The organism is Mesorhizobium sp. M0208, from assembly GCF_040322015.1.
Lineage (GTDB): Bacteria > Pseudomonadota > Alphaproteobacteria > Rhizobiales > Rhizobiaceae > Mesorhizobium.
In genome coordinates this window covers 95,710-115,879 of record NZ_JAMYSP010000018.1, presented here as the reverse complement: position 1 = coordinate 115,879, position 20,170 = coordinate 95,710, and the positions used below count along the sequence as shown (strand labels likewise).

The 20,170-nt window shown below is 59.4% G+C and carries 15 protein-coding genes and 2 pseudogenes; 6 read left to right on the top strand and 11 right to left on the bottom strand.

Going from position 1 to position 20,170, the window contains the following annotated elements; translation table 11 throughout:
• Positions 1 to 98: 98 nt before the first annotated feature.
• Positions 99 to 554: pseudogene (locus NKJ17_RS34075) on the top strand (Ros/MucR family transcriptional regulator).
• 33 nt (positions 555 to 587) lie between these two features.
• A complete protein-coding gene (locus NKJ17_RS19245; protein ID WP_352689724.1) occupies positions 588 to 1,418 on the top strand; it encodes a thermonuclease family protein in 831 nt (276 codons plus the stop codon).
• 14 nt (positions 1,419 to 1,432) lie between these two features.
• On the opposite strand, the gene NKJ17_RS19240 is transcribed toward NKJ17_RS19245, so the two are convergent.
• The 8 genes and pseudogenes from NKJ17_RS19240 to NKJ17_RS19205 all read right to left on the bottom strand — a co-directional run bounded on the left by NKJ17_RS19240 (position 1,433) and on the right by NKJ17_RS19205 (position 8,912).
• Positions 1,433 to 2,575, bottom strand: coding sequence for a DUF4236 domain-containing protein (locus NKJ17_RS19240; protein WP_352689723.1), 1,143 nt, complete (start codon positions 2,573 to 2,575; stop codon positions 1,433 to 1,435).
• 51 nt (positions 2,576 to 2,626) lie between these two features.
• Positions 2,627 to 3,676: an OmpA family protein gene (locus NKJ17_RS19235; protein WP_352689722.1), complete on the bottom strand. Its 1,050-nt coding sequence runs from the start codon at positions 3,674 to 3,676 to the stop codon at positions 2,627 to 2,629.
• Positions 3,673 to 4,986, bottom strand: a complete 1,314-nt coding sequence (locus tag NKJ17_RS19230) for a hypothetical protein (RefSeq protein ID WP_352689721.1) — start codon at positions 4,984 to 4,986, stop codon at positions 3,673 to 3,675. The genes NKJ17_RS19235 and NKJ17_RS19230 overlap by 4 nt, the downstream gene beginning before the upstream one ends.
• A complete protein-coding gene (locus NKJ17_RS19225; protein WP_352689720.1) occupies positions 4,986 to 5,804 on the bottom strand; it encodes a hypothetical protein in 819 nt (272 codons plus the stop codon). Before NKJ17_RS19225 ends, NKJ17_RS19230 begins: the two co-directional genes overlap by 1 nt.
• Complete coding sequence (locus tag NKJ17_RS19220; protein WP_352689719.1) at positions 5,797 to 7,236, bottom strand: coiled-coil domain-containing protein; 1,440 nt, start codon at positions 7,234 to 7,236, stop codon at positions 5,797 to 5,799. Before NKJ17_RS19220 ends, NKJ17_RS19225 begins: the two co-directional genes overlap by 8 nt.
• A gap of 223 nt (positions 7,237 to 7,459) precedes the next feature.
• Positions 7,460 to 7,758 (bottom strand): annotated as a pseudogene (locus NKJ17_RS19215) (integrase core domain-containing protein); the annotation flags it as partial.
• Positions 7,759 to 7,933: 175 nt separating this feature from the next.
• Positions 7,934 to 8,710, bottom strand: a complete 777-nt coding sequence (gene xth / locus NKJ17_RS19210; RefSeq protein ID WP_352689718.1) for an exodeoxyribonuclease III — start codon at positions 8,708 to 8,710, stop codon at positions 7,934 to 7,936.
• A gap of 19 nt (positions 8,711 to 8,729) precedes the next feature.
• Positions 8,730 to 8,912, bottom strand: a complete 183-nt coding sequence (locus tag NKJ17_RS19205; protein WP_352689737.1) for a DUF3606 domain-containing protein — start codon at positions 8,910 to 8,912, stop codon at positions 8,730 to 8,732.
• A gap of 130 nt (positions 8,913 to 9,042) precedes the next feature.
• Between NKJ17_RS19205 and ligD the strand changes: the two genes are divergently transcribed.
• The gene (gene ligD, locus NKJ17_RS19200; RefSeq protein ID WP_352689717.1) at positions 9,043 to 10,980 is read left to right on the top strand and encodes a DNA ligase D; all 1,938 of its coding nucleotides are present in this window, start codon (positions 9,043 to 9,045) and stop codon (positions 10,978 to 10,980) included.
• A 13-nt stretch (positions 10,981 to 10,993) separates the two neighbouring features.
• Here ligD and dinB read toward each other — a convergent pair whose 3' ends face one another.
• Complete coding sequence (dinB, locus tag NKJ17_RS19195) at positions 10,994 to 12,118, bottom strand: DNA polymerase IV (protein ID WP_502906559.1); 1,125 nt, start codon at positions 12,116 to 12,118, stop codon at positions 10,994 to 10,996.
• Positions 12,119 to 12,297: 179 nt separating this feature from the next.
• Here dinB and NKJ17_RS19190 point away from each other — a divergent pair, with 179 nt between their 5' ends.
• The 3 genes from NKJ17_RS19190 to NKJ17_RS19180 are packed head-to-tail and all read left to right on the top strand — an operon-like array spanning position 12,298 to position 17,757.
• Positions 12,298 to 13,059: an ImuA family protein gene (locus NKJ17_RS19190; protein WP_352689716.1), complete on the top strand. Its 762-nt coding sequence runs from the start codon at positions 12,298 to 12,300 to the stop codon at positions 13,057 to 13,059.
• Positions 12,974 to 14,494 (top strand): Y-family DNA polymerase, encoded by a 1,521-nt coding sequence (locus NKJ17_RS19185; RefSeq protein WP_352491277.1) that lies wholly within the window; start codon positions 12,974 to 12,976, stop codon positions 14,492 to 14,494. Before NKJ17_RS19190 ends, NKJ17_RS19185 begins: the two co-directional genes overlap by 86 nt.
• Positions 14,491 to 17,757 carry an error-prone DNA polymerase gene (locus tag NKJ17_RS19180; protein WP_352689715.1) on the top strand — a complete coding sequence of 1,089 codons (3,267 nt, stop codon included), beginning with the start codon at positions 14,491 to 14,493 and terminating at the stop codon, positions 17,755 to 17,757. The genes NKJ17_RS19185 and NKJ17_RS19180 overlap by 4 nt, the downstream gene beginning before the upstream one ends.
• Positions 17,758 to 17,905: 148 nt before the next feature.
• Here the strand turns inward: NKJ17_RS19180 and NKJ17_RS19175 are convergent, their stop codons facing one another.
• Together NKJ17_RS19175 and NKJ17_RS19170 are read right to left on the bottom strand one after the other, a co-directional pair.
• A complete protein-coding gene (locus NKJ17_RS19175) occupies positions 17,906 to 19,207 on the bottom strand; it encodes an ImmA/IrrE family metallo-endopeptidase (RefSeq protein ID WP_352689735.1) in 1,302 nt (433 codons plus the stop codon).
• A 312-nt stretch (positions 19,208 to 19,519) separates the two neighbouring features.
• Entirely contained in the window at positions 19,520 to 20,113 is a 594-nt protein-coding gene (locus NKJ17_RS19170) for an SOS response-associated peptidase family protein (protein ID WP_352689714.1), read from the bottom strand.
• Between the last annotated feature and the right edge of the window lie 57 nt (positions 20,114 to 20,170).

Sequence of the window (20,170 nt, the reverse complement as noted above, 5' to 3'; positions counted from 1 at the left end):
TCACTATTGGCGCCTGGCATTTAGTATCCTCCTCTACTGGTTTTTTCAGCCGATAAGTAATAGATCGGGATTTCATTGCAAAAGTTCGGAGCCATGAAGTGACTGACGAAATCCAAAATACCGCCACCGCGCTGATGGAGCTTACCGCAGATATCGTTGCGGCTTATGTGAGCAAGAATTCAGTGCCGGTCTCCTCATTTGCCCGACCTTATTGCCAGCATCAATTGTCATGGCGCGTATCGGCCAGCCGTCCGAACCGGAAAAACCTGACCAAGTTCCCGCGGTCAACCCCAAGCGCTCAGTCACTCCAGACTACATCGTCTGCCTCGAAGACGACAAAAAATTCAAGTCGCTCAAGAGACGTTTGAACACGCATTTTGGACTGACGCCCGACGCCTATCGCCCAAAAATGGGGCCTCTCCAACGATTACCCCATGGTTGCGCCTAACTATTCAGCTAATCGCTCCAGATTGGCAAAATCGATTGGCCTCGGTCGCACAGCAGCCGCGGCCAAGAAAGCAACGGCTAAGAAGTCAAAGACGCGAGCACGCTAACCGCCATTCGCCAGCGCCGCAAAGGATCGAAAATTGAAGCGCGATCGCTACTCACATCGCCGCGGCTCGCGACCAAGACGCGGCCGGGTTTCAGTCATGCGCAGCCTTTTATTTTCACAGAAAACACTAGGCGCGATCCTGGTGATCATGATCGCGGCAGGCGCTTATGTCACTTCCTACCTTACAGGGTCGGGCAACCAGATAGCGGGTCCCGATGCAGCAAGCGCGCTCGGATCGGCACCGGCGCCTATCGTCGGCGTCGCGTCCATCGTTGACGGGGACACGATCGAGATCCACGGACAGCGTATTCGCTTCAATGGCATCGACGCACCTGAGAGCAGTCAAAACTGCGGGGACGCAAGCGGGCGAGAGTACCCTTGCGGTCGCAAATCTGCCGAAGCACTGGACATCTTTCTCAGTCAATCTCGGCCCATCCATTGCTCTTTTGTTTCATGGGATCGTTACCACCGCTTCGTTGGGGATTGTGAGCGGGCGGACGGTACCAGCGTTTCGTCTTGGATGGTCGAACGGGGTTACGCCCTTGATTGGCCTCGATACAGCCATGGTAGTTACGCCCAGCAACAGGCAGATGCCCAAAGGGCCAAGATTGGCATCTGGGTTGGCACTTTCACAGCCCCGTGGGATTGGCGAGCAACACATGCCGGCAACAACAAAACCGGCAATGACACCTCCTACGGCCTGATAGGCCGTCGCCGAATCGCTCAGAGCTATTCGTGCCAACCGCGTCGTTTTTGTAAGCAAATCTCCTCATGCGATGAGGCGCGCTGGTATCTCGATAACTGTAGCTGGGGTCCCAAATTGGACCGGGACGGTGACGGAATTCCGTGCGAAGGCATTTGCTGACTACGCTCCATTCTTTAGCGCGCGAGCAGACCGGACTTGCCACCGGCGTTTCGGTGCATTTGCGCGACGGCCATTAGAGCCTGGCAAAAAGGCTGGCTGACATTGGTCTTGGAAAACTCCACCAGCTCATTGAGCCCGGATGGGCTGGAAAACCTCAGGGCTTCGTAGCGACAGACAGGAATTTGCCGATTGTCCCTGAAGCGTTTGTCGGGTCCGCCATTCTTATTGGGATGAGCCCAGGTATAGCTCACGATCTCAGCATCAGAGGGCACTTTGCCGGTCTCAATAAAATTGCTGGGAGCAAATTGCGTCCTGATGTCTCCATATCCAACGGCACCGTACCGGTTCCCATCCTTCACCAAAATCATGTCCGGCATGAAATAAAGGATTTGCCGGCCGACGTGCATCGATGGTGGTGTGACGTTGCTGCGCACAACGGTCGGCAAGGAAGAGTGGAGCGTGGTGGGCTTTTTATCGACCAACATCGAGGCTCCCGCATTGCGCTTCCAAGCCGTGAGATCTTCTATCTTGCCACCGGCGGCGACATGCCAACTCGCCGCGCAGCGTGTGAGAGTTTCAAAGGCGGCGACAAGTCGCCCGTAGGCCGCCTCCGCGTCCTGCTCCAAATCATAGTAGAGCACGCTCACCCGGCGGTAACTGTCTAGCCACTTTCCAATCAGCATGCCCGGCAAAAAGGCAGCAATACCGATTAGCGCGAACCCACCTCCCAATAGTGCACCTGCGACAAATCCGGCGATCCCAAAAAGTACCGCAAGAATGAGCGACATCTGCGTCTGCGATTGTCGTGCGTTGATTTCGTCGAGCACATTGGCAAATGTCTCATCACGCATCTCAATCACATCGGCGGACTCGATTTCTCGCATTACAACACCGTCGCTGATGTATTCCGCGGGTGAGGATGTTGGATGGGGTTTTTGCACGGATGGGAATTGATGCAGTTGCACCGCCTGCTTGGCGTCGCGCTTTCCCAAAGTGCCTCGGTAGTAGAGACCGCCGACGCCCGCATGGATATAGTGCCCTCGCGGGCCGGTCCCGATACGAAGACCTTTCACGCCAACTGATGCGCCAAGCCCGCCAGACGAGAAGTTAAAGCGGAAAGGTCCCGCACTAATCGATTTTCGAACGTAGAATCCCATCCCCATAATTCCCACCAAAGGCCCTGTGAGCGACCCCAAGGGCAGTCAACGTCACAATTTCGGGACCGGAGCCGGCCCAATATCTTTCTCTCGAGATCGCTGCCTCACCCTGATCTCAATTCGCCTCCTCGCCTTGACGTCGCCAGCTTGTGCACCGTCGGTTAGCCGGTCGCCAGGCAATATCAACTGGCCGCCGGACATGGGCAGGATGGTGAAGCCTTTCAGTTCAGGCATGTCGCGCAGTATGCTTGTGACGGAGATCGCTCGCGCCAATCCAAGACCGGCGTTGTCGGCGGGATGGAGTGTGCCAATGTCCATCTTGCGCGCCAGTACGGGCTGAAGGCCTCTGTCCATATTCGATGAGTCGCCGGCCATCGCCTGCTCGTCCGTGTGGCCAATGACCTCAATGACATCCACGCCGTAGGAAGTGGCAATGCCCGCAATGGTTTTCGACATCTGCCGCAGTTTCGTTTTGAAGCCATCGGAAAGCTCAGCGCTTCCAGTATCGAAGTTATATCCATCGAGTTCGCTAAGGCTGATGATCGGCGGCCAATCGTGCGGCTTGTCCTCTGGGGCTGGTTCCTCTGCTTTCTTCAGTGCGTCAGCGAGATCCTTGGACGTTTTGGCAGTGCCAACGTAGCCGAGCTCGCGCAGGACCTTCATCTTTTCGATCATGGCCTTGGCCTGATCAACGTCGACGTTGTTTTCGGCGAGGATTTTGGAGGCCGGCGTGTTTTTCACCACTTCCTCAAGCGTTAGCCCAGCTTTTTTGATTGCCTCTGCGGCCTCTTTGGCCAAGACCAATTCACGCCATTCCTGGTCTGGTACGCTGCGTCCGGATGCAGGCTTGACCATGGCGTTCAACTGAGCCAGCAACCGCTTGTTTTCCTCGTCAAGCTTGCGAGCTTCGTCATTGAGGGACTGCGCAATTTTCTGCGCCGCCGCAGTCTCTTTCTTTGTCTTGGCGATGATTGCGCCTGCGGCGAGCAAAAGACAGAAGACGAGAAGCAGCATCGTCTCAGCCATCGTCAGGCCTAGTATCAGGCCGCGGCCATAGCCCTTGCGTTCAAACGTGATGGCTGTTCCGCCGACCTCACTCACCTGCCCCACCAACTCGCTCTCTTCGGCGGTTCACCCTTCTCCACCTCAGCCGGGCTGCTCAATGACTGGAAGGTGTCGCCTTCCGTCTCATCCGATACCTTGATTGATGTCGTCTCATCGGCAACAACGATTGAAGGTGCCGCCATGCGCTCGACATCGTTTGCTATTGTGCTGCTCACAGGCTGGGGCATGCGCGCAGCGGAGGGGCTGCGCGTAAGAGTTGCGACGAGATCGCGCGTTTCATTGCTGTGTTTTTGCATCACAGCCACGAACGCCTCAGTCGAACGCTGTTGCGCTTGGACCGTTTCTGCAGTCTTTTCTGCTGCGGCTGCCGCTCTCTCCACTCCAGCTGCCACCTTGATCACTGCGTCGGCGAGACTGGCCATCCGCGTTTGTTGCTCTTGCGAGGCTGTCTCGGTTTTTATGGCATATTGTGCGACAGCATTGCTTAGGAGCTTGACCATCGGAGCTAGATCGTTCTTCAGCACCTCGTCAGGGACAACTACCTTCTCCAACTTGGCAGCCACATTGTCGGCTTCATAACCGAGCTTTCCGACAGAGGTGGACATTGAGCTGTTGGCTTTATCCAGCAATTCCGCGGCAACTCCAACGCGGTTCGCTATCGAAGCAAACTGGGTTTCGACTTGCCCGAAATTGCTCTGCAACGCGTCGCTGAACTTGGCTGACGCCTCTTGGACAGGCTTGATAGATTCCATGGCGATCTTGTCCAGGGCGGATCTTATGTGCTCCCCATTGCGCGACGCCTGCTCGGCAATCTCGGCAAAGCCTTCTTCGAGCATTTGGTGACTGACACGACGAAAGTCGGCGAACTCCCGGGTTACGCTTTCCATCTCGGCCCTCACGCGTCGTGTCATGTCGGCAAGTTCGTGCCTGGCCGTTCGCTCGATATCCGCGGGATCGCGCCGCATCTGATTGTAGAAAACCCTCAGCGCAATACCGGTGATCGTCGACGTGATCGCGATACCAAAATTTTGGACGATAGTGTCGGTTGAGCCTTCCGTTCCAAACTGAAACAGCGAGACCCCAAGGCTCGTCAGGGTGAACAGGAAGCCCATATAGTAAAGGTTATCGCCGGTCTGCTCGTCGTGCAGTTGTAGCTTTCCAGCAAAGATCGAAACCCCGAGATAGAAAAACATCAGGCAGGCCGGTGCTGCCGCCGCGACGATCGGATTTACGCCTGAGAGTTTTGCAATGGCGATGAATACACACCCGCCGAGTGTCAATGCCGCGAAAACCACGACCGGCAGGCGTGGATGATCCAGCAAAGGTTTGTCGCGCGTTCTCGCCATCAGTTTAACCCATCCAAGCCAACCAGCTTTTCGAACTCGCCGTGATGGTTCTGGACCCATTGTGTCCAAAACTCCGCGTGATCCAGGGTCTGAAATGGCTTCTTTGCCCGATCGATATAAAGAATTATGATGCCCACCCCGTCCAGCGACGTTCCATATGTGCGGTCGGCGGCACTGTTGAGGTATTTTTGGTAATCCAGCCCCGATCGGTACTGGGAGTAAATCGTCGTATGCTCGATCATGTCAGAGGCGACCACCAATCGCTTGGGACTGCCCTGTTTGGCCAAGCTGCTATCGAAGAGCGACAGTTTGATCTTCTGGATCCCAGCCATGATCGGAGACTGGCTCGCTGACGCCGCATTCGGGATTTCATCAGGAAGCTTATTCAAAGGATCGCCGAATGCGTTTTCCCACTTCTTTTGACGCCGCGCAGGATTGTTGGTCCAACTGTCGACGGTCGACCCGTCACCGGGATTGCATCCATCAAACATCATCGTCAGCTCGCCAGGCGCCGGACTCAGTGTGTAAATCCTCACATACCCGCCCGGCTCGACCCGCCCAATGGTCTTGCGAAACTCGTTCTTGAGATCGGCCATCGTCGTTGCCGAAATTGGATCGGTGGCGTCGATGATGACTGCCGTCAGGCTGGAGGGTCCATCCAAGGGGCAATTCGTGTTGGCGTCGATCTGGCCATTGCCAGACCTTGTCCACATCCAGCCGAAGCCGGCCAACATTGCAACGGATAGCACGCCAAGGCCAATGGCCGCGGCAATCGTACCCGCATTGCCTTTCTTGCGCCTGCGGGTTCGCCTAGACATTCACGCTGTCCGGGTGAAGCTTATCAAGATCTCGGTACTGCTCAATTCCCCGCTCGCATTCTTGACCAATCAGACGAACCTGCTCGTTGAGTTCCTCCTGCGCCTGGCGGATTGATGCGCCAACATCTCCCTCATCCCACTCCCGCTCGCCGGTGACGTATGGTTTGATGTGATCGAGTTTGTAAGGCGTCCCGAAATGCTTGGGTGCCGGCTCGGTCCTCGCCTGGATGTTGGCTTCCCTATACATCGACAAAAGCTGATTGCAGGCTCGCTCCAATTGGTCCTGATGCTGCGCAAAAAGAGCTAGAAGCCTCGATCGATGATCGATAATCGCGCGGTGCTCGCGCCGGCGACTACCAAGCTGCTTGACGATTTCCTCCACTTTTTCGTTGTGGTCGTCGCGCACATCCTGCAGCTCTTCGATCAGTTCCTTCTTTCGATCGATGTAGTCATCGCGCCGTCGAACGAGCCGGTTTTCAACGCCAGTGTAGCCCGGGTAAGGGTCGAGCACGAACCAGCCGTCGATAAAAGCGAAAAGCGAAAACATCAGGCCGATCGCAAACAGCAACCACGACTTGATGTCCGTTAGACCCGCTGGATTGGCGAGCATATTTCGGATGACCTCAGCGCCGGCACCGTCAGCGAGCGAGCCGCTCACCTCACGGTAGTGCGCTAGCGCCAAGTTTGTCGTAATCGCCAAGCCGATATAGAAAAGGATTGAAATGATCCCAACGAGTTTTACGAAAAACGACCGATGGGTGACGAGACGAGCGCAGAAAACCGCCAGGAGCAAAGCCGCTCCGATGTTGATGAAAGAGAATGCCGCAGCCTCAAGGATGCCACCAAAAAATCCCTGCTCATTGCCCTTGGCCAGGAAGTTGCCGTTCATCGCTGTCTCGATCAGAAACAGAAATAGCAGAAGCGATAGCCGGAAAATGTGAGCGGCACCGTGCTGCACACGCGCGGCACGAACGAGACCGTGCTTCTCCTTAAACCATGCATGCTCTTTTTCGGCGTCGTTCAAGGCCCTTCTCAGGCCGTGAAGTTCATCGAGACCCACGGCGACCGAGGCTTTGAAGTCCGAAACGCTGGCGGCATTCGTCTGACGAATTAGACCGAATTGTTCCTCGAAATCGAGGCCGGCAAGACGACCTCCAAGGAGTTGCAGGTTGTCCTCAAGAGTGTGGTGCGCAGCCTTCTTCTCATCCTCAACGCGTTCCACGATGGCATGTTCGACATCGTCGAGATTCTTTGCCGTTTTCGGGGGTTGGTTCACCTCGCCGCGCTGCTTTCCGCGGTTAATGACATCCAGGTCGCCGTCGATCTTGGCAGGGTTCAGGCTGTTGAATAGCTGAGTGCTCGCCCGAAAATCGTGGTTGGATTCTCGCAGTGAGTCACGCAACTTATTTAGTTTTTCGAATTTAGAGCCCACGCACTCACAACCCCAACTTTATGCCCCCCCGGCAGAGTGGTTTCTATGGATAGTAGAGCTAAAGGGCAACCGCACATTCACTTCTATCCACTTGCTAGTGCGGATCAGGCTCAATTGAGTTCCAACAAATGATCAACTGGTTGATCGGCCGCGACTACGAGCTTAATCGCGCACCTTTGACATGGCGATCCAGGCCGATCGCAGCTGACCTGCCACTGAACTGTCATCCATTGGCGATTAGAGCCGCGACCATTCTGTTACGTCGTTTGGTGGGGGTAAAGCAACCGGCGGAGGCGCGGAGCCTTCGATCGGCGCAGCGTCGGAGCCGGTTGCGGTGATGACCTCGGCATAGGCTGCCGGGGTTTGGTAGCCGAGCGAGGAATGTGGCCTGGCGGTGTTGAAGTCCTCCCGCCACTCGGCGATGGCGCCGCGAGCGTGGTCGAGGCCGAAGAACAGGCTCTCGTTCAACAGCTCGTCGCGCATCCGGCCATTGAAACTCTCGACGTAACCGTTCTGCATCGGTGCAAACGCGACCAACGGCTCGACGCTGCCGATCTCCGCTTTCGGGCAAGACCGAGATGGCTTCGAATGACCGGCATGAGGCGCTTTGTTGCCATCGCAATGAAGATTGCCAATGGGTCATAGAGCAGCCCGCGGCCGTTCTCGTTTTCAGCTTTCACGCATCCCCTCTTGGCGGCTATTCAAGCTCGATCCAGGCCGGCGCATGGTCGCTTGGCTTCTCCCATCCGCGCACATCGACATCCACCCCGGCACCGCGGAGCCGGGGTGACAGCGAAGGACTAACGAGCAGATGGTCCATTCGCAGGCCCGAGCTCTTGTCGTAGCCGCCCCGGTGGGAGAAATTCCAATAAGTGTAGATGCCCTTCTCCGGATGGGTGCGCCGAACGGCATCGATCCACCCACCTTCGAGCATTTCGGCATAAGCCTGCCGGCTCTCTGGGAAATAGACCGCATCGCCTAGCCATCGTCGCGGCACCACGGCGTCAATCGCGGTTGGAACGACATTGTAGTCTCCGCACAGCACGGTCGGCGCTCCCTCTTCGAGAAGGACTTGGCCATAGCTGATCAAACGGTCGAACCACCGCAGCTTGTAGTCGAACTTTGGGCCGGGCGCCGGATTTCCATTCGGGAGGTAGAGGCAGCCGACGACGAGCCCGTCCACGTCGGCCTCGATGTAGCGGCTATGGGTATCGTCGGGATCGCCCGGCAGGCCGCGCCGGCGTTCGACCGGACTCGCGCCTCGAGATAGAATGGCCACACCGTTGTAGGATTTCTGGCCGTGCCAGATCGCGCTGTACCCCGCCGCGCGGATCGCCTGGGCCGGAAACTTCTCGTCGGACGTTTTCAGTTCCTGAAGGCAGACGATGTCGTACTTGGTGGCCGTGAGCCACTCGAGGAGCACCGGCAGCCGACCATTGACGCCGTTTACGTTGAAGGTGGCGATGCGAACCATGTGCCCCTGCGACCGAGGCTCACTTTTTGCCCAACTTGTCCTCGACTTTCTTGCGGCTGTTGCCGACAGACTTCACGGCCGACTTGACCTCGGCCTTCCCGGCCCCGGTCTTGCCCGCCTCATACTTCACTTCATGATCCTGCCCACCGGCGACCTTTGCGCGGTCCTGGTTGCGCCCACGAGTTGTTTGCGTAGGAGCCATTTCTTCCTCCAAGGATTGCGTTCCAGTTCCCAATAACGCGGCTGCACTCTTCCGGTTCAATCCGTTGCGCCCGAGTGTGGAACTGATTCCCGGGTAGAGAATTGAATCGGGCCATGTATTCGAGTTTCGCGTGTCGGCCATAGAGACCGCCCTCAGCAAAAAGCGCCCACGGCGCCGGGACTCGGAATCTACCCCTACATATCCCCTGCCCAGGTTTCGTCCCTTCCAACTCTGCACGCTCACCGACGACATTCCGGTGGGGGGCAACTGGCTCTTCGAGATGAAGTTCGATGGGTATCGGGCCCAGGTCGCCATATCCGGCTCGAAGGTTGTGGTCTACACTCGCAACGGCCACGACTGGACCCGCCAGTTCAAGGTGGTCCTGCCGCCGCTTCAGGCCCTCACTAGCGGCTCGGCGCTGATAGACGGCGAGATCGTGGCCATCGACAGCCAGGGCCGCACCAATTTTTCCATGCTGAAAACCGGTATTGCCGCGGGCATGCCGCTCAAGTTCTACGCCTTCGACCTGTTGGAACTAAACGGGGACGATCTGTCCAGCCAACCCCTGCTCGAGCGCAAGGAACGGCTTGCGACCGTCTTAGGCGAGCGGGATTCAGACGACATTCTACAGTTTTCCAGCCACATCGCCGACAATGGCAAGAAGGTCTTTGACACCATGTGCGCCGGCGGCCACGAGGGCATTATCGCCAAGCGCGCCGACAGTCGCTATGTCGGCGACCGCACAACCAGTTGGCTCAAGATCAAGTGCACGAAACGACAGGAATTCGTGGTCGGCGGCTACCGCCCAAGTGATACTGGCCGCGGTATGGCATCGCTGATCCTTGGTACCTATGAGAACGGAAAGCTGATCTACCGCGGCCGCGTAGGCACCGGGTTCACCGAGGCGATGCGCAAATCCATTCTCGCACAATTGGAGAAGCGGCCTCTGGACAAACCTGCCTTTGTCTCCGTGCCGCGCGACATTGCGCGCCGCGCCCGCTGGGTAAAGCCCGAACTCGTTGCCGAGGTCACCTATTCCGAGGTGACACCGGACGGCAGCCTGCGGCATCCAAGTTTTCAAGGTATGCGCGAAGACAAGCGAGCCGACCAGGTGGTGATGGAACTGCCGAATACGCCAGCGACGCCTGGCTCTACCGATCTCGATCCCGCGATCGGCAAGGAGATCTCGGCTGCGATCGGCGTCAAGCTGACCCATCCAGACAAGGTCATGTATCCCGGCACTAAGGTGACAAAGGCAACGCTAGCCGCCTATTACGCCGTGGTCGGCGAGAGGATGTTGCCGCACATCCAGGATCGGCCCCTTTCGCTGGTGCGCGACACCAACGGCGACCTGCAACACACCTTTTTTCAGAAACACAAGCTGCCAGGCATGCCCAAGGCCATCCACGACGGCCAGTTGGAGAAGATGTCTGGCAAGGAAAGCCGCATCCTCTGGCTCGATGACCTGGCGGGGCTGATCGCCGGCGTCCAAATGAACGTGCTCGAATTCCACGTCTGGGGAAGCCTGCGCCAGCAGCCGAGCCTGCCGCACCGGATAATCTTCGACATCGACCCCGACGAGGGCCTGGGCTTTGGCGACGTCAAGCAGGCCGTCCTCGACATCCGCGGCGTTCTGCAGGCACTCGGCCTCCAATCATGGCCTCTGCTATCCGGAGGCAAGGGCGTTCACGTCGTCGTCCCGCTCGTCCCCAAAGCCAACTGGGAAGAGGTCAAAGGCTTCTGTCAGAACTTCGCTGAGTTGCTCGCCCGCACTGATCCGTCGCGCTTCGTCGCCAATATGAGCAAGGCGAAGCGCAAGGGTCGGATGTTCCTCGACTATCTCCGCAACGGCCAGGGCGCCACCGCAATATGCCCCTGGTCGACCCGGGCGCGTTCCGGTGCGTCGTGCGCCGTGCCGGTTACTTGGGATGAGTTGCCGACCGTCAAAAGTGCCAGCGCCTTTGACGTTTTCGCGGCTGCTGCGCGGGCTCAGCAGCCCGACGCCTGGGAAGGCTATTTCGACGTCGAGCAAATCCTCACAGCCCGCATCCGAAAAGCAGTCCGATAGCGACCTGGCAGTCCTAGATGGTTAGTGACAGCTGCCGATCTGCCTCGGATCGCGTTCCACTCAAATTCGAGAGTGTCACCCCGAGCAGCCGTATCCCCTTGCTGACAGGAAATACCTGATCGAGGAGCGTGCCGCTGACCGTCGCCAAATCTTCCTCGGCCTCGATGGCGCCGGCGATCGTGCGGCTGCGCGTGATCTGCTGGAAGTCGGCAAACTTCACCTTCAATGTCACCGTGCGACCCTGGATCGATCTTTCCTCGCAATAGCGCCACACCTTACCGACCAATGGCGCCAGCTCCTTGCGAGCACTTTTGAGGTCAAACAAATCGCTCGCAAAGGTGTCTTCGGCCCCCACGGACTTGCGCTCGCGGTCGGCCCGCACGGGGCGTTCGTCGATACCGCGAGCGATCCAGTAATAGTACGGACCCGCCTTCCCGAACTTCTCCTCGAGAACCGCCAGGCTCTGTGCCCGCAGGTCGGCGCCGGTCTCGATGCCGAGCCGAGCCATTTTGTCGGCAGTCGCAGGGCCGACACCATGAAATTTCCGCACGGGCAAGGCCTCGACAAAGGCCGGACCAAGCTTCGGGGTGATGACGAACAGCCCATCTGGCTTGTTCTGGCCGGAGGCGAGCTTGGCCAGGAATTTGTTGTAGCTGACGCCGGCCGAAGCCGTCAGTCCGGTCTCAGACATGATCTTCGCGCGGATCATTTCCGCGATCGTGGTGGCGACCGGAATGCCCTGCAGATTATCGGTGACGTCGAGATAGGCCTCGTCGAGCGCGAGCGGTTCGATGAGTGGCGTATGCTCGGCGAAGATTGCATGGATCTGCTGGGAGACGGCCCGGTAGGCGTCAAAGCGCGGCGGCACGAAGATCAACTCGGGGCATTTGCGTTTTGCGGTGATCGAGGGCATGGCTGACCGCACCCCGACCTTTCTGGCCTCGTAGCTCGCAGCGGCCACCACACCGCGCGCCGCCGAGCCGCCGACTGCCACCGGCTTGCCGCGCAGGTCCGGGTTGTCGCGCTGTTCGACCGAGGCGAAGAAGGCATCCATGTCGACATGGATGATCTTCCGAAGGATGGCCGTCCCTTCCCCCGGCGCATCAGCTTCCTGGCCCCTGTCGCTTCGCTCGCCCACTTCGCCTCCTGCATCACCTGCGGCATATCAAGATAAACCGCGCCTCAATCAAGGGCAGTCTGGGATCAACTCTCGCCGCGGCGCAACGAGTCCGATTGACTCTCGGGCACCAAGAGAACAAATAAGGAACATATTGGCCCCTTAATCCATTGGGAAGACAGTTTGAGAGTGTTTTGTTCATGGGTCAGCCGGCCGCCAGACCTGCTATCGCCGCGCTTCGCGAGCGAATCGCGCGCCTCGAAGGCGGGCCGGTGCGCAACCGTGCGACACTTCCCTTCGGCGTTCCCGCTATCGACAGGGTCTTGCCGGGAGGCGGGCTCGCGCTCGGGGCGCTGCACGAGGTTGCCGGTGGCCGCAACGGGGCGATTGATGGCGCCGCGGCAGCGCTCTTCGCCGCCGGGATTACTGCGCGCGCCAAGGGCAAGGTGCTCTGGTGCGTCACCCGGCAGGATCTCTTCGCCCCTGCCCTCGCCCAGGCCGGCCTGCTGCCCGGCCGCGTCGTCTATGTCGAGGCGGGCGACGAAGCTTCCGTGCTCGCCTGCTTCGAAGAAGGGCTTCGCCATGGCGGGCTAGGCGCCGTCGTTGCCGAACTCGCCCGTCTCTCCATGACCGCCTCCCGTCGATTGCAACTGGCCGCCGAAGCCTCCGGCGCCATCGGCATCGCCATCCGCCGCTGGCGCCGGCAAACGGAAGCGACCGATTTTGGACAACCGACCGCCGCGGTCACCCGCTGGCGCGTCACCGCGCTCCCCTCCCGCCCCCTCCCGGTTCCCGGTATCGGCCGCGCTCGCTGGCGGCTCGAACTGATCCGCGCACGGGCAGGAGAATGCGCTGACTTTGAAGTGGAAGCTTGCGATGACAAGGGTCGTCTCGCTCTATTTTCCGACCTGGCCGACCGATCGCCTGCGGCGCGCGATGGGACCGTCCGCGCCATCGGCTGAAACCCCGATCGTCATGCTCGGCCGGCAGGGAAACCGGCGGCTTGTGCTGGCCGCCGATGCGGCGGCACGCGCGGCCGGGCTGCGCGTGGGCGTACCGGCGAGCAAGGCTCAGGTACTGGTGCCCAACCTGCAGAGCTTCGACCTGGATGCAGCCGCCGATGCCGAGGCCCTCGATAGAATGGCGCTCTGGTCGCTCCGCTATGCCCCGATCGTCGCGGCCGATCCGCCCGACGGGCTCATCATCGACACCACGGGCACCGACCATCTGCATGGCGGGGAGGAGACGATGCTCACGGGGCTGGTGTCGCGCATGGCAGCCTCTGGCATCGAGGCACGTGCCGCCGTCGCGGACACCTGGGGGACCGCTCATGCCTGCGCGCGCATCCTCGCCGGGCCGACCTTCGTCGCTCCAGTGGGGCAAGCCCCGGCGATTATGCGCGCCCTTCCGATCGGTGCCCTGCGACTTCCCCACGATATCGTAGAAGGCATGCTCACGCTCGGCTTCGAGCGGGTGGGCGAAGTCGAGGCGGCGCCGCGCGCCTCTCTCACCCTGCGCTTCGGGCCCGAACTCGGCCGTCGCCTGGACCAGGCCATGGGGCGGCGCAGCGAACCCTTCGAGCCCGCCCGCTCTCCCGAACTCATCGAGGTTCGCCGGGCCTTCGGCGAGCCGATCGGCGCCGCCGAGACCATAGCCCGCTATACCGGCAAGCTCGTCGTAACCCTCTGCGAGGCGCTTGAGGTCAAGGGGCTCGGCGCACGCCGGCTCGACCTGCTGTTTCATCGCGTCGACAACCGCATTGAGGCCATTCGCGTCGGTACCGCCGTGCCAGTGCGCGATGTCAAACGGCTGACCCGTCTCCTGACCGACCGCATCGAAACTGTCGATCCCGGTTTCGGCATCGAGGTGATGACCCTGGCCGCGACGCTCGCCGAGCCCTTCGGAGCCAAGCAGATCATCTCCTCACTCGTCGAGGAGCCCGAGCCCGACATCACCGATCTGATCGACACGCTCGCCAACCGTATTGGCGAGCAGCGGCTTTACCGCTTCGCCCCGGTGGAGAGTGACGTGCCCGAACGCTCAGTCCGCCGCATCGCGCCGAATGCGCCGGACGACGGGACGAGTTGGCCCGGGGATTGGCCACGCCCGCCGCGTCTGCTGACCCACCCCGAACCTATCGAGACGATGGCCCTGCTGCCCGACCATCCGCCCGTCTGGTTTAGTTGGCGCGGCATCCGGCATCGCGTCGCGCGGGCAGACGGTCCCGAACGCGTTTTTGGCGAATGGTGGCAGCGCGATGCCGAACTGATCGCGGTGCGCGACTATTTCCAGGTGGAGGACGAGTCCGGCGAGCGCTTCTGGATCTACCGCGCCGGCGACGGCGAGGATCCCGGGACCGGCTCGCACAAATGGTTCCTGCATGGGGTCTTCGCATGACCACCCCGCGGTATGCCGAATTGCAGGTGACCAGCTATTTCTCGTTCCTGCGCGGCGCCAGTTCTTGCGACGACCTGTTCGCGCAGGCGGCGGCGCTCGGCATTGAGGCCCTGGCTGTAGTCGACCGTAATTCTCTAGCCGGCATTGTGCGGGCCCATCAGGCCGCCAAGGACACCGGCGTCAGGCTCATCGTCGGCTGTCGCCTCGATCTCGTCGACGGCATGTCCCTGCTCGTCTATCCCACCGATCGGGCCGCCTATTCCCGGCTGTGCCGGCTGCTGACCCTGGGCAAGAAACGCGGCGGCAAGGCGCAATGCTATCTCGAGTGGAGCGAGCTGGCCGACTATGCCGAGGGCCTGATCGCCGTTCTTGTCCCTGACCGAGCCGATGACACCTGTGCCCTGCAACTGCGTCGTCTGCGGGAAACCTTCAGCGATCGCGCCTATCTGGCGCTGACCCTGCGACGGCGGCCCAACGACCAGGTCCGGCTGCACGAACTTTCAAACCTCGCCACTCAAATGCGCGTGCCGGCGGTAGTGACGAACGACGTCCTGTTTCACGAACCCGGCCGGCGCATCCTCCAGGACGTGGTGACTGCCATTCGCCACAACATCACGATCGACGACTTGGGATTCCGGCGCGAGCGGCATGCTGACCGCTATCTCAAGCCGCCGGAGGAGATGGCGCGGCTGTTTTCGCGCTATCCGGAGGCTCTTGCACGCACGGTCGAGATCGCTCGGCAGTGCCGGTTCTCGCTCGACGAACTCGCCTACCAATATCCCGAAGAGAAGATGCTGCCCGGGCTTACGGCGCAGCAGGCGCTCGAACAACTCACCTGGGAAGGCGCGGAGCGGCGTTATCCGGAGGGCGTGCCTGAAAAGGTCGTGGCGATCATCAAGCACGAACTGCGCTTGATCGAGATCCTGAAATACGCGCCCTACTTCCTGACCGTAAACGCCATTGTGCAGTTCGCGCGCAGCAAAGAAATCCTGTGCCAGGGCAGAGGCTCGGCCGCCAACTCCGCTGTTTGCTTCGTGCTGGGCATTACCAGCATTGATCCCGAGCGCAATAATCTCCTCTTCGAGCGCTTTGTCTCACAGGAACGCAACGAGCCCCCGGATATCGATGTCGACTTTGAGCATGAACGGCGCGAGATCGTCATGCAGTGGGTTTACGAGACCTATGGCCGCGACCACAGCGCGCTTTGCTCGACCATAGTGCGCTATCACACCAAGGGCGCCGTCCGGGATATCGGCAAGGCTCTCGGACTGCCCGAGGACATGACCAAGCTGCTCTCGTCCCAGGTCTGGGGCCATGGCGAGGGCATCGACGAGACCCGGGCCCGTGAGCTCAATCTCAATGTTGCCGATCGGCGGCTTCGACTGACCCTCGAACTCGCGCAGCAACTCGAGGGCACGCCCCGGCATCTGTCGCAGCATCCGGGCGGCTTCGTTCTCACCAATGACCGGCTCGATGACCTCGTCCCGATCGAGCCGGCCCGCATGGTCGATCGCCAGGTCATCGAATGGGACAAGGACGACATCGATATCCTCAAATTCATGAAGGTCGACGTTCTTGCGCTTGGGATGCTCACCTGCATGAAACGCAGCTTCGACCTGCTGGCCGAGCACAAAGGCATGACCCTCGATCTGGCCACTATCCCGGCGGAAGACCCGGCGACCTATGCCATGATCCGCAAGGCGGACACCATCGGCGTCTTCCAGATCGAAAGTCGCGCCCAGATGTCGATGCTGCCGCGGATCAAGCCGCGCACCTTCTATGATCTCGTCGTCGAGGTCGCCATCGTGCGTCCCGGCCCGATCCAGGGCGACATGGTCCACCCCTATCTTCGTCGCCGGGAAGGCAAGGAGCCGGTCGAGTTCCCTACCCCCGAGCTCGAGCGCGTGCTCGGCAAAACCCTGGGCGTCCCTCTGTTCCAGGAGCAGGCGATGCAAGTCGCCATGGTCTGCGCCGGCTTCAGTGCCGGCGAGGCCGACCAGTTGCGCCGCGCCATGGCGACCTTCAAGCACACCGGCGGCGTCAGCAAGTTCCGCGACAAGCTGATCGGCGGCATGATCTCCAATGGCTATACGCCCGAATTTGCCGCCACCACCTTCAAGCAGCTCGAAGGCTTCGGCAGCTACGGCTTTCCCGAGAGCCATGCGGCGAGCTTCGCGCTCATCGCCTATGCCTCGAGTTGGATGAAATGCCACCATCCGGATGTCTTCTGCTGCGCGCTGCTCAATTCCCAGCCAATGGGCTTCTACCTGCCGGCCCAGATCGTGCGGGATGCCCAGGCCCACGGTGTCGAGATCCGACCCGTCTGCATCAACGCCAGTCGCTGGGACTGCACGCTGGAGCCGATTGGCGAGGATGGACGCTTCGCGGTCCGCCTGGGACTGCGCCTGGTCAAAGGGCTAGCCAATGCCGACGCGGCGGCGATCGTGGCGGCCCGGGCAGACGAAGCCTTCGTTTCCATCGACGATCTCTGGCAATGCGCCGGCGTGCCGGCGGCATCGCTAGTCCAACTCGCCGAGGCCGACGCCTTCCGCTCCGATCTGGGCCTGGCGCGCCGCGAGGCGCTATGGTCGCTTAAGGGGTTGCGCAACGAGCCCCTGCCCCTCTTTGCCGCTGCCTCGGCCCGCGAACAGAAGACCGTGTCGGAAATCCATGAACCGATTTTGACACTGCGGCCGATGACGGCCGGACGGGAAGTGGTCGAGGATTACGGGCATGTCGGACTCACGCTGCGCAATCATCCGCTGTCGTTCCTGCGCGCCGATCTCGCCCGCCGCCGCATCGTCACCTGCAGGGAAGCGATGCAGGCCCGCGATGGCCGCCGGCTGGAGGCGGCGGGCCTTGTCCTCGTCCGCCAGCGGCCGGGCTCGGCCAAAGGCGTGATGTTTCTGACCATGGAAGACGAGACTGGAGCCGCCAATGTCGTGGTCTGGGTCAAGGTCTTCGAGAAGTTCCGCCGCGTCCTGCTCTCCTCCTCGATGCTCGCTGTCCGGGGCAAAATTCAGCGCGAGGGCGAAGTGGTCCACCTCGTCGCCCACCAACTGACCGACCTCTCGGGGGAACTCGCCAGTGTCGGCAACCGCGAGATGCCGTTTCCGCTTCCCCACGGGCGGGGCGACGAAGCCCATCATGGTAGCCCCGGAATCGATCCGCGGAGCTTGCCGAAGGGGCTGCGGCCACGGGACCTCGTCGATCCAACACTGCAGGTTGAGCCTATCAAGGTGAAGACACGCGACTTTCGATAGTGCTCGCATCGTCCGTGCCCAGCCGTAACGCAAAGGGCCGTCTGAGATGTGGTGGAAAGCTGACAGGTAGGTTTCAGGATGGCCACGCTACGGAAGCTGCCCTCTGTTCGTGCTCTCGCGACACGCCTCCATATTTTGTCGAGACAACTCAATGCCCCCGAAATAGCGTCAAGTCGCTGATGAGGCTGGCTATCGGTGAGATCTCGTTCCTCCTTCTTCGATCCGTCAGCATTTTCGACTTCCTCAATTTCACTTCGATGGCTTGTTTCGAGACCTCAAAGTAGTTCGATAGGCGCGACAGCAGTTCATTGTAGGCCAGAAAATTGCAGGGTTGGTCGTCGACGAATACGTATCCGTGTCCTCTATCTCTGATCTCTAGGTCTCGCCGGAACTGCGCTGTTTTTTGCAGGAAAACTGTATCCGGTAGGATCAGTTCAGCCGAGAATGCGTTTGCCTGATACTCCAATCTTTCATAATTGAAGCTGCTGGACTTCTCGTCGGTAATGAAAAGGTCTCGCTCGACAATGGTCTCAGAGCGTAGATATCGTTCGTGATCCAAAACGAAATGGCCAATCTCGTGTGCGATCGTAAAGCGCTCCCGCGTCTCGATCGAGTGAGAGTTTATCTCGATCGTTTTTCGCCTAAAGTTTGCCGACCCCAAGATCGGAGTCCCGTCAACGTCGATCACATCACGATCAGAAAACTGCAAATCGATGGACAGGATTCGGCAAATCTTGAATAGATCTACGGAACCAGACGTGTAATCGGTCGATTCAAGCACTTTCGCAGCGGCCAATTTTATTCGCTCTATCGACAGAAAAGGTACCGATCGACTGCTGGCTTCGAGATCATTATCGAGTGAGAGGGCCGTTGCCTCAGAATCCAGATTTGTTAGCAACTCGTCTATGGTTGCAAAATATTTGCCGTCATGGAAACCGGAAAACTTTAGCGACTTAGTGAGATCTTCGCTTCGAAAGATTTGGGCGCGCACGAAGCCGTGTTCCAAATAAGAACCTCTGCGATCCGCGACGATTTCCAAACCATGCTCATCGAATTTCACAATGCCCATCCCGCCATTTCTGGCGACTGTCTCTGCTCCAGACTGCAGCCTCGAAGTTACTACTATGACCCCTTTCGACGCATGCGGAAATATCCGGCCAATCTTCGATGAAAAATCGTTGACGTATATTTCGGAGACGCTGGCATCATGATTCTTGCACTCGAATATAACGTAAAGGTGTGGAATATCGCTGCCAGTTCTGTACAGTTCCAAAACGACATCGAATTCAACGTATGCCTCGCGTTCGCGACAGTAATACGCTTTCTTTTTGTGAATCTTGCAGTTTTGCGGTGGATAAGCGCCAAAAACCAGCTCTCCGCGATCTTTTTGATCAATAAGGTAGCGATGAAATGCGTCTTCCAGCTTGTCGCCCTTACTTGTCGAATTCACCATTTGCCTCGACGCTAAAAGTTCTGAAAAGCCGCTTATATTCTACGTGGCGAGCAGCTTTTGCAAAGCAAATTGATTCATCGGGGGATGGTGTGAACAGGATGCTTAGTGACAGCAATCAACCTCATCGCCTAGAAGGAGTACACCCCTAGCGAGGACAGACCAAAACTGGGCCGGCTCTGCCGTTGATGGGAACTGAACGAACGATAGGTTTTTCGGGTGAGAAGTGAAGCACTCCGAACGGCGATACAGAGGTCGGAACCGGCCGGTTGGAATGAGCTCCATTCCGGCCTTTGGCCGACGCGCGCCGCCCTAGTCCGATCCCTGTCGAACGGTTTCAACCGCGAGCGAGCCCTTCGGCAAGGGCCGCAGCAGTTCGGCTTCCGTCTTGGTCATGTAGATCCAGTGCGCCCAGTCGGTGGGACGCAGGACCACGACTTGGCGGTCATGATAAGCAACAATATCGGGACCAGGTTCGGTGGTCAGCATGGCGAAGGCCGGGCTGGAGCCATCTGTGCCTTCCCGCCATATGCCGGCGATTGCCATGAATGGCGCATCGTTCAGCGTGAACCGATGTTTTGCTTTCTGGTATTTCTTGCCAGTGAACTCGAAGAAGGCCGATGCGGGAATGAGGCATCGGTTGCTCTTGTCGAAATGCCTTCCGTCAGAGCGGTAGTTGAAGACTGGGCCACCCTTGGGATTGGATGGTGGGAAGCTGAAATTCATGGGCACCAATTCAATGCCATTGCCGGCAGCGCGCATCACCGGCGCCATGTCATTGATCCGGATATCGTCGCTTTCCGGCAGATCGAGTTCGGTCTGTTGCGTCGGTATGCCAAGCTCGAGCGCCTGCATCATCTGGACGTATTCGACCCATTTCACATGCTGTTCGTAGGCATTGCACATGCCGCGCACTCTATCGCGAAACGCAAATGAGTCGAGATGGGCGTCCCTTCGGGCCGG

What these genes read in the sequence shown, in the direction of transcription:
- NKJ17_RS19185 (WP_352491277.1), top strand. Translation starts at nt 12,974, where the DNA reads ATGACAAGGGTCGTCTCGCTCTATTTTCCGACCTGGCCGACCGATCGC.
- NKJ17_RS19170 (WP_352689714.1), bottom strand. Translation starts at nt 20,113, where the DNA reads ATGTGCAATGCCTACGAACAGCATGTGAAATGGGTCGAATACGTCCAG.
- NKJ17_RS19230 (WP_352689721.1), bottom strand. Translation starts at nt 4,986, where the DNA reads ATGGCGAGAACGCGCGACAAACCTTTGCTGGATCATCCACGCCTGCCG.
- NKJ17_RS19225 (WP_352689720.1), bottom strand. Translation starts at nt 5,804, where the DNA reads ATGTCTAGGCGAACCCGCAGGCGCAAGAAAGGCAATGCGGGTACGATT.
- NKJ17_RS19205 (WP_352689737.1), bottom strand. Translation starts at nt 8,912, where the DNA reads ATGGCTCCTACGCAAACAACTCGTGGGCGCAACCAGGACCGCGCAAAG.
- NKJ17_RS19240 (WP_352689723.1), bottom strand. Translation starts at nt 2,575, where the DNA reads ATGGGATTCTACGTTCGAAAATCGATTAGTGCGGGACCTTTCCGCTTT.
- NKJ17_RS19180 (WP_352689715.1), top strand. Translation starts at nt 14,491, where the DNA reads ATGACCACCCCGCGGTATGCCGAATTGCAGGTGACCAGCTATTTCTCG.
- xth (WP_352689718.1), bottom strand. Translation starts at nt 8,710, where the DNA reads ATGGTTCGCATCGCCACCTTCAACGTAAACGGCGTCAATGGTCGGCTG.
- NKJ17_RS19190 (WP_352689716.1), top strand. Translation starts at nt 12,298, where the DNA reads ATGGGTCAGCCGGCCGCCAGACCTGCTATCGCCGCGCTTCGCGAGCGA.